5 protein-coding genes and 1 pseudogene are annotated in these 9214 nt (G+C 68.3%); 1 reads left to right on the top strand and 5 read right to left on the bottom strand.

Translation table 11 applies throughout. The annotated features are described in order from the left end of the window. Positions 1 to 15: 15 nt before the first annotated feature. The 5 genes from ACQRUO_RS00920 to ACQRUO_RS00900 all read right to left on the bottom strand — a co-directional run bounded on the left by ACQRUO_RS00920 (position 16) and on the right by ACQRUO_RS00900 (position 6686). Positions 16 to 1761: an amino acid adenylation domain-containing protein gene (locus ACQRUO_RS00920; RefSeq protein WP_428313689.1), complete on the bottom strand. Its 1746-nt coding sequence runs from the start codon at positions 1759 to 1761 to the stop codon at positions 16 to 18. A gap of 170 nt (positions 1762 to 1931) precedes the next feature. Further along, on the bottom strand, positions 1932 to 2837 hold the full coding sequence (locus ACQRUO_RS00915) for an LLM class flavin-dependent oxidoreductase (protein ID WP_428313688.1): 906 nt from the start codon (positions 2835 to 2837) through the stop codon (positions 1932 to 1934). Between the two features lie 20 nt (positions 2838 to 2857). Further along, positions 2858 to 4228, bottom strand: coding sequence for a flavin monoamine oxidase family protein (locus tag ACQRUO_RS00910; RefSeq protein ID WP_428313687.1), 1371 nt, complete (start codon positions 4226 to 4228; stop codon positions 2858 to 2860). After that, positions 4225 to 5433, bottom strand: coding sequence for an aromatic ring-hydroxylating oxygenase subunit alpha (locus tag ACQRUO_RS00905; protein WP_428313686.1), 1209 nt, complete (start codon positions 5431 to 5433; stop codon positions 4225 to 4227). The genes ACQRUO_RS00910 and ACQRUO_RS00905 overlap by 4 nt, the downstream gene beginning before the upstream one ends. Before the next feature lie 83 nt (positions 5434 to 5516). Then, on the bottom strand, positions 5517 to 6686 hold the full coding sequence (locus ACQRUO_RS00900; RefSeq protein WP_428313685.1) for an MFS transporter: 1170 nt from the start codon (positions 6684 to 6686) through the stop codon (positions 5517 to 5519). Between the two features lie 1014 nt (positions 6687 to 7700). Between ACQRUO_RS00900 and ACQRUO_RS00895 the strand changes: the two are divergent. Then, a pseudogene (locus ACQRUO_RS00895) lies at positions 7701 to 8994 on the top strand (IS1380 family transposase). The last annotated feature ends 220 nt before the right edge of the window (positions 8995 to 9214 follow it).

Raw genomic sequence — 9214 nt, 5'->3', positions numbered from 1 at the left:
AGTGGTCCGCCAAGGTCATGGGGTGAGTTCCTCGATCGTGGCGGCCAGGCCTGCCACTGTGGGCTGTTCGAGCAGGTCGAAGTAGGCCAGCCGGACTCCGTGCTCGCGCTGTGTCGCGTGCAGGGCGCGGGCGGCCAGCAGGGAGTGGCCGCCGAGCTCGAAGAAGTCGTCGTCCGCGCCTATCGGCTCGACTGCGAGAAGATCCGACCAGAGCTCGGCGAGGCTGCGCTCCAGCGGGGTGTCGGGTGCTCGGTAGGGGGCGGTGCAGGTGCGGGGGGCGCGGCGAGGGTCGGGCAACGCGGACCGGTCGACTTTGCCCGTCGGACCGAGTGGAAGCGTCGGCAGCACGATCACCGACTGCGGGACCATGTAGGGCGGCAGCACGTCGCGTAGCTGTTCACGCAACTGAGCGGCCAGCTCCGGGTCCGCCAGCGCCTCGGGGCTCGGAACTGCGTACGCCAGCAGGCGCTTTGCGCCGGAGTCGTCAGATCGTGCGACGACCGCTGAGTCGCTCACGGTGGGCAACCGGGTCAGGGCTGCCTCGATGGCGCCCGGCTCGACGCGGAAGCCCTGGATCTTGATCTGTCGGTCGGCACGTCCGAGGAACTCGATGGTGCCGTCGGCCTGCCAGCGTGCCAGGTCGCCGGTCCGGTACATGCGGATCACGGCCCCGGTTGGCCCGGCCGCCAGGACGAAACGTTCCGCTGTCGCCTCGGGGCGCCCCAGATAGCCGCGGGCTAAGCCGTCGCCGAAGGCGTACAGCTCGCCTTCGGCGCCCACAGGCACGGGGCGGCGGTCGGTGTCGAGGATGGCAACCCCCGTTCCACTGACCGGGCGCCCGATGGGTACCGGCCCGTCGGCACCGACGGGCCCGCGTACCGTCCAGCAGGCGGTGAACGTCGTGTTCTCGGTCGGCCCGTAGCCGTTGGTGAAGGCGAGATGGGGATGCGCCGTGAGCACTCGACTCACGTGGTCACGTGAGAGCACGTCCCCGCCCGCGAGGATGTGCCGGAGCCCTCCGAGTGCCTCGAGGTGGGCGTCGACCATCTGATGGAAGAACCCGGCTGTCAGCCAGAGCACGCTCACCTGCTCGGCCCTCAGGGTCTGCGCCAGAGTGTCCGGGGTGGTGCGCCCAGGCGGCTGGACTGCGAGCCGACCACCGAGGGTCAGCGGGGTCCAGATCTCCAGGGTGGAGGCGTCGAACGCGACCGGTGCGAGCTGCAGGAAGACATCGGCCGAGGTGAACTGAGCCCAGTCAGGCTGCTGCACCAGCCGGGCCACCGCCCTATGGGGTACGCAGACCCCTTTGGGCTCGCCAGTGGACCCCGAGGTGTAGCTGACATAGGCGAGATTCTCCGGCGTGGTCGGCGCGGCCCGCAGCGAGGAGTGGGTTGGCTCAGCGAGGAGGCGGTTGAGCTCCTCGGTGGGGACGTCCACCTCCGCGAGCCGCTCCCACGGCCCTGTCTCGGCCAGGAGCAGTACCGGCTCGGCGTCGGAGACCAGCTGCACAAGGCGCTCCTGGGGAGCGTCGGGCTCGAGCGCCAGGTACGCCCCGCCGGCCTTCAGGATGGCCAGCAGAGCGGTGATCAGACGCGGGGAGCGCTCCGCAAGGAGGGCGACGACCCGATCCGGGCCGACTCCACGCTCCACCAGGTGGATGGCCAGTCGCGTCGCGCTGGCCTCCAGATCGGCGTAGGTCAGTTGCTCACCGCCGCAAGAGACGGCGACAGCGTCGGGGGTTCGGCGAGCCTGCTCGGACACCAGGTCGTGGACGCATCGAGCAGGTACCGGTGGAAGACCACTCCCGCCCCACGAGCTCAGCGGATCCGGCCAGGTATTCGTACCCACGTTCGATGAGTGGGCAGGGCGAACTGGCGACGACGCCACGGTCATGTCGCTCTCCAAACACGTTCCGGCAGAGGTTTGACAGGTCATTGGGCATGGACAAATCGAGCTGTGAGGCGGGGTGGCCCGTGATCAAGCCAGGCGGTCAGTTCCTTCGGTGATCGGCGCCAGGGGTCGAACGCCTCCAGGCGCCAGGTCGCGCCCACCTCGGCCAGGGCGGCGGATCTCTCGTGAGCGGCCCCATCGCCGGGCGTCACGCTGTCGATCGCCACTACGTCGCGGGTCCGCACCGACGCTTCCTGAGGTGCCAGCGTTGCCAGGCGCGCCAGGATGTCCGCCAGTTCCACCGCGTCGGGGCCGCGCAGGTGGCCGCCGTGTCCACGGACCATAGGGACGATGCCGTCCTGCCGTGCTGCTCGCAGGAGAGCCCCGGGACGTGAGGCGGGCCAGGTTGCAGCCGCCCAGATCGGGACACCCGGTTCTCCTCGCCCAGAGGTGCTGCGGGGCTCAGGCAAGAAGGTGGCGCGATCCACGCGGTAGTGCTCGCCGGTGTGGCTGAACTCACTTCCGCGCCACAGACTCGCTATCACTTGCAGGGCTTCGTCGACCTTGGAGGCCCGGGTGCGCAGCCCTCCTGCCTCCCCGAAGGCGGCGAAGTCGAGATCCGCATCGGCGCCCAAGCCCACCCCGAGGACGAGCCGCCCCTCGGAGAGGTGATCGAGCGTCACCGTCTCGCGGGCGACCTTCCAGGGCCGGCGCCGGGCCAGCGGGGTGACCAGCGGACCGCTCCTCAGTCGACTGGTTCGGGTCAGGATCCCCGTGACGACCGTCCAGGCGTCGACAGCCGGCAGCCGTAGCTCACGGGACATCATCAGGTGGTCCCACAGGAACACGCCGTCCCAACCGGCCTCCTCCGCGCGGACCGCGAACTCCACTAGCCGCGACGGATCGGCGTAGTACCCGACGTTGGGGAGCAGCAGCCCGTGTTGCATGCCGACCTCCGGCGACCCGGTCATCGCGAAGCCCCCGAACTGGCGATACCGGCGCGCGCGACCTGCTGCGCCACCGTCCGCGCCGAGCGGACGGCTCCTTCGAGATGGCCGTAGAAGTACGGCGAGTATTCGGATCCCACCCGATGGATCGGCCCGGCGAAGCCGCCTGGATGTCTGTTCGATCGCACGCCAGCCCATGCTCCGAGCTCCGGAACCGCCGCGTAGCATCCTTGGACCCACGGTTGCCGAAGCCAGTCCTGGGCCTGCACGTGAAGCGGCTCCAGGGCGTCGGCACCGAGCCATTCAGCGAGTCTGGCCGTGAGATCGCCCCACGTCACACTGCCGCTGCTCCACACTCGTGCTTCCGCACCAGTGAGGAAGCCGACCAGCACGCCTAGGCCGTCCCTGTCGTTGGAGTCGTCCACCAGGAAGCGGATCGGGGGCCGGTCCGCGGTGACCCAGCCGCTGAGGCCACTGTTCCGCCAGAACGGCGTGCGGTAGACGAGGTGGACCTTGACCGCCGAACCGCCTTTGGATGCGGGCACGACAGGCGGTTGCGCGGTGGAAAGGTCCAGCTCGATGGACCGCTCCTGCCCGGGGCCTGTTGCCAGCACCAGCTGAGCGCATTCGACCCGGAGGCCGTCCGCGTGAACCTGCACCGAGTCGGCTGTCTGCGTGATGCGGCGCACCGCGCTACCCGTGCGCACCTGCCGGTCGAGGCGGGCCGCGAGCCGCTCGCACAGCCCCTGCGCTCCGCCGGCCAGGCGGAATTCCTGGGCCCCGCCGGCGAAGGCTGTGAGAAAAGGCAGCCCGCCCCCCGACTTCACGTAGAAGAGGAAGTGAAGCAGCGACACCTCGTCGGGATCCGAGGCGAGCATCTCCCGCACGATCTGCTCGATCAACATGCACGCGTCAGCGGGCATCTCCTCTGCGTGCAGCCAGCTATGCACAGTGATCCGGTCCTGCATCTCGGCGTCCGGGGATGCCCCAGGGGATTGCAGGTCGACCTGGTCGGCGAGCTCCTCGATCCGGTCCAGAGCCAGGCCGAAGGCCAGTGCGCTGAACGGCGCGTACTCACCGTCGCTTCGGTGTAGGCGACCGGCCAAGTCGAAGAGTGAGGCGCCCTCCGCCACTGTGCGTTGGAGCGGAATCCCGAGCCGATCCGCCAGCTGCCTGACCTCGGTGTGGTGCTGTCCGACGTAGGCTCCGCCGCAGTCCAGCGCCAGGCCAAGAGTCGTCTCCGTGCGGATTCGACCGCCCAGCTGTTCGGACGCCTCTAGGACGAGGACATCGTGCCCGCGCGCCGAGAGTTCTTCCGCGGCGCAAAGTCCGGACAACCCCGCACCGACCACGACGATCTCGACCTGCTCTGGCGAAATCTCGGAGGTCATGCGTTGTGCTCCTCGGCTGACCAGAGCGGACGCAGGCCGGCATCGCGTTCGTAGGCGTCGGCCAGCGCCTGCAGAAACGTGCGCAGTTCCTCCTCATTCGGCGCCAGCGGGCCTGCGACGTACCGTGAGTCTGAGACCCCACGTTGCGTCGAGGAACAGGCGGCCCAGTCCTGCAGGTTCGTGGTCTTCCAGAAGTCGACCGCGTAGTCTGGCTTGAAGCCCCGGCTGTCAAGCAGCTCGTCGGAGAAGAACCACTCGCAGATGACGCGCGTGCGGTCTGGGGCGAGCGGGTCGAGGCGATGGGTGACGACGTAGTCGTGCATCGCGGTGATGAACAGACCGGGCAGTACCGCGTAGTAGCACACTTGGCGGGCGCGGTCCTCATCGAGTTTCGGAAAGGCCCAGGTGGGCCCCGAGCCGTTCAGGGACATGGTGTCCGCCGAGTTTTTGAGGTCCAGCGAGCCGCCGAGCCACAGTCCGGTGCTGGTGAATCCCTCGCCGTTGACCGTGCGTTGAACCTTGCTGAGCTCGGGGTGGGTACTGGGGCAGTGATAGCACTCAAGGTAGTTTTCGACGATCAGCTTCCAGTTGGCCTCGACCTCGTACTCCTCGGTGCCCACCCGACGCAGCTCGCCGAGCTGATAGGCATCCAGGACCGTGGTGAGGTTGCCGAGTGAGGTGGGGAAGTTGGGTGCGTCACCAGAATGGTTGACGAAGAGCCATCCGTTCCATTCGGCCGAACGGACCGGGAGCAGCCCCAAACCCCGCGGGTCCGTTTCGGCGAGCTCCTCGAACCGAGGTGCACTGCGCAAGGCACCGTCGAGCCCATACACCCAGGCGTGGTAGGCGCACCACACCTGTGCCCGGCGGACCTTGCAGGATTGAGTCACGAGTTCGTGCCCCCGGTGACGGCAGGCGTTGACGAACACGTTCACGCCTTCGCCGGTTCCGGCGACAAGGACGTTGCGCCCGGCCGACATCACGGCCGCCTGGGAGCCCTTATCGGCGTAATCGGCGACGCGTCCGACGGGTACCCAGCCATGTTGGAAGATCCGCTGGCGCTCCCACTCGAACAGCTCGGGGGAGGTGTAGGCGAGGCCTGGCAGGGCGCGAGGTTCACGGGTCGCCGTCAAGAGCTCGGCTACCGCTTCTTCTCCGAGAACGCGGGCTGGAGCACCTCGCTCCCCGAGCGTAGACAGGTTCATGACAAAATCCTTCTGTGGCGGCGCCACGTTTGATGACGCCGGGTTGATGCGATGCCGCTGGCGCGGCGGTACGTGTGACTCGATTAGTGGGGACGGGTCTCGCGGGCTTCCTCTGCTAGCCGGGAGCCGGTAGGAAGGGCCTTCGCACCGATTGCGGCTATCAGCGGGAGCGCTGCAGCGGCGAGCAGCACCGCCCTGGCGCCCAGCTGCTGGGCGACCGTTCCCGCCGCCAGGTAGCCGGCGGAGCCGCCCACCGCGCTGGCGGAGTTCATCCAGGTGAATGCCTCCGTCCGCCAGGCCGCCGGTACGTTCTGGCTCACGAGACCTGCAGCAAGCGCCGCTGTGGGTGCGACGGCGAGCCCGGCGACGAACATCAACGGCGCCAGCACGAGGAAGTCGGGTGCCACCGCAAGCACGGCAAAGCCGGCCGCGCACGACAGAGAGAGGACCGCGTACTGGGTACGAATCGAAGCTCGCCAGCCAGCGAGACTCTGGGCCAGGCCGCCGCCGACGCTGCCGAGGGCCCAGACGGCCAGCAGCCCGCCTGCTGTTGCGGCATTTCCCAGTTCTGCAGCGCGGGCGACCGCGCCTACCTCGACCATCCCGACGGCCAGGAACTGCACGAAGGCAAGGGCACAGATCACCCACACCGGACGGCGTGAGGCCACCGGCGCTTCCGAGGCTGAAGCGGAATCACCGTTCGGCCGCTGGCCAGAGCTCTGAAGGCTTCCCCGGGTGCCGGCCAGGAGCACGATGGCGCCAAGCGGGGTCAAGGCTGCCCCAAACAGCAGCGCGGCTGCGGGCGATGCCGCAGATGCGCACAGACCGACGACAGCAGGGCCGAGAATGAAGCAGACCTCGGTGCTGATTGAGTCGACGCTGTAAGCAGCGGTGCGAACTTCCGTATCTCCGAAAGTAGCCGATATCAGGGACCTCAGCACCGACGAGACCGGAGGCTGCAGGGCGCCCGCGAGGAGCGCGACCACCCAGAGCTCTACGGTGGACCCGTGCCGAGCCGCGAGAGCCAGTGCGCCAATGCTGATCGGCGCAGCCGCTGACGCGACGGCCAGGGCAGCTGGCCCGCGGCGGTCGATCAGTCTTCCCCACATCGGTCCGCAGATGGCCACGGCGAGGGTGAACGCTGACACAACCGTTCCTGCGGCCGAGACTCCACTGAAACGCCGTTGGAGTATCAGCAGCAACGCCAAGGGATACATCGCCTGTGCGAGTCGCCCGGCGAAGACACCTACCAAGGCTCGTCTGATCGTCTTGGCGGCCAGGACTGCCCCGAGCCCGCGGGGCGGTCGACCGTTGCCAGCATCCCCCGTATCAGTGCTGGTCGAGACGAGTCCGCCTTCGGTATCTGGTCCGGCCAAGGGTGTCCTCCAGTGGTGAGAAGCTAGCGGCAAGGCATCGGGTCTTGCTGTGTGAATGTCAGTTTTTCATTCGCGCCCACGGATAGAGGAGCGATTGCCTTGCCGTGTGTCTCGGGATCGCCGCAGCCTGAGCGCTGACCGAGCGGTCGACGCCACCGGTGGCGATACCGGTGTCCTCCGGCGACCGGGGGCCTCCGTGATGTGCTGAGTGCTCGGGATGCCGTCTGCGAGGAAGGAAATGCCCAGTCAGATGCGATGAGGCTGGGTCTGAGCTGCATGGTGTGTCACTCGGCCTCAACACACTATTAGCTCTTTGTGTCGCTCCAAGAGGTGGATCCCGGCGCGTCCTGCGGCAGGAGCTGTTGAGCTCGCACATCCATGCGGAGAGGCTCTGCATCAAGCATGAGGCAGGGCCTCATCGGCGGGGTACTCGCCCGCGATCCGCCGCCGAGTAGCTCGAGAGTAGGACCTAGGTTGGGAGAGGTTCCCCACTCACCGGGCGGGTGTTTGAATGCGTCAAGCAAGGCGCCGAGGTCGGGTGGTTTGAAGGGCCTGCGGAGCCCGCTCCCGATCCTGGCCACGCTGAGCACACCGTTGGCCCGGCCTGTGATCGCGGTGCTTCGGCTGCGGCGGGCCAAGGTCGCCGGCGTCCGCGGGGCCGGTCCCTTCACCATCCGACGCGCCCGCCGCCGTCCAGGCCGGCGCGAGTGGGCCGTGACCGTTGGTGCCGGCAGCCGGTTCTACAACGCCGACGTCGTGACCACCGGCCGCCGTGCAGGCAACGCTTCTAGCCTCGGACTTTCACGAGGTGATGATCTGACTGGTCGCCAGAACGCAAGAAAGTGCTTCTGACCTGCGACGATAGGGCTTTTCTAGGGTCCTGTCGCCGCATTGAAACGAAGCACTCTCCAGGCGAAGAAGCGTAGTGCCTCCTATCCGCTTGTCCGCGTCCGGGGCGGCGGTGGGCGCGTGGTGTCGCAGGCAGGTGGGGTGCTGCTGGTGGGGACCGTCCGCCGGATCGGCCTGGATACCGCGTTATCGGCGGCGTTGGAGCCGTGGTAAGCCACGGGCGGTGCACGACCCAGGCAAGGTTCTGATCGACCTCTCCTTGGCGGTCGCCCTCGGCGGGGACTGCCTGTCGGACGTAGCGGTGTTGCGGGCCGAGCCCGGCCTTGTTCGGGCCGGTCGCGTTCGACCCGACCGTCTCCCGACCGGTCGACGCCCTCGCTGCAGCCGGCGCGCGTGCGCTGGCCGCCGTGCGGCGGGCACGCGTTGAAGTCGGCGAGCGGGTCTGGACGTTGGCCGGCGACGCGGCACTGAACGCAGGCGGGGAGGTGGTTGTGGACATCGACGGCGTGCTGGTCCTGGCCCACTCCGAGAAGCAGGATGCGACCGCGACCTGGAAGAGGAACTTCGGCCACCACCCGTTGATCGCGTTCATCGAGCATGGCCGACAGGGCTCGGGCGAGCCGGTCGCGGGCATGCTGCGGCCGGGCGCTGCCGACCACATCGAGACCGCCCGCCTGGCACTGGCCCAGCTGCCCAAGCAGCACCGGCGCGGACGCAGGACGCTGATCCGTACCGACTCCGGCGGCGGCACCCATGAGCTTCCTCAACTGGCTGACCATGCGGGGGCGGTGGCTGTCCTACTCGGTCGGGATGGTCATCACCGAGGCGATCCACCAAGCCGTCCTCCTGGCCTCCGCCCCGCCTGGACACCGGCCGTGGAGCCGGACGGCTCCGTGCGCGAGGGCACCTGGTCGCTGGGCTCGCCCCTCACCCCGGCGCCCGGTTACGCATCACCGACGCCGACGGCATGCGGATCACCTGCCTCGACACGAACACCGCCCATGCCCCGATCGCGCACTTGGAACTGCGGCACCGCCAGCGGGCCAGGGAAGAGGACCGCATCCGGGCGGCCCGCGACACCGGCCTGCGCAACCTGCCCCTGCACGACGCGGCCCAGAACCAGATCTGGTTGGAGGTCGTTCAGCTCGCCCTCGACCTGCTGGCCTGGATGCCGATGCTCGCGCTGGACGGACCCTCCCGGCGCTGGGAGCCCAAACGCTTGCGACTTCGCCTCTTCTCCACCGTTGGTCAGCTCGTCACCACCGGCCGACGCCGTTGTCTCCGGCTTGCCCGGCACTGGCCCTGGACCCAGGTGATCGCCATCGCGTTCGAGTGACTGCATTCACTGCCGCACCCCGGCTGACCAGCAACGACATCCCGTCCCAACGAGATGGCCCCATGCCGGAGCCGTGGAACCCGGCGCCCATCCGGCGCGACAGCGGGACCACAGACATGCCTGCTACCAGCCCAAACAGCCTGCCAGCGAACTGACAGACCGTCATGAAAGATCGAGGCTAAATCGCGACGAACCGCTACAAACGGTTAAACGACAAGCT

The sequence above is a fragment of the Kitasatospora sp. LaBMicrA B282 genome (genome assembly GCF_050325825.1).
Classification (GTDB): Bacteria; Actinomycetota; Actinomycetes; order Streptomycetales; family Streptomycetaceae; genus Kitasatospora.
Note: the sequence above shows the minus strand (reverse complement) of the source record. Positions and strands in the feature narration are given on the sequence as shown.